Annotated in this window: 1 pseudogene; it reads right to left on the bottom strand. The window is 76.9% G+C overall.

Annotated elements, in window-relative coordinates:
• Window positions 1-242 (bottom strand): annotated as a pseudogene (locus tag F6Q13_RS19215) (peptidylprolyl isomerase); the annotation flags it as partial.

The raw sequence follows: 242 nt of genomic DNA on the forward strand, positions 1-242 counted from the left end.
GCGCCCACGCTGGGGGACGGGGCGAACGGCGGCAACGGCGGCACCCCGGGCGGCGCGCTTGCAGCCGGGGTGGCGGTGGTGGGGCTGCCAGCCGCCGCCGGCTTCTTGTGGTGTGCTTTGTCGGCGTACCACAGGCTGGTCGCCACTACGGCGATCACCGCCACCGCGGCCAGCGACCCGCCGACGATCGCCAGGATCCGGCGGCGACGGGCTTGCTCGGCGCGCCGTTGCAGCCGGCGCTC

Source organism: Mycobacterium sp., from assembly GCF_008709575.1.
Classification (GTDB): domain Bacteria; phylum Actinomycetota; class Actinomycetes; order Mycobacteriales; family Mycobacteriaceae; genus Mycobacterium.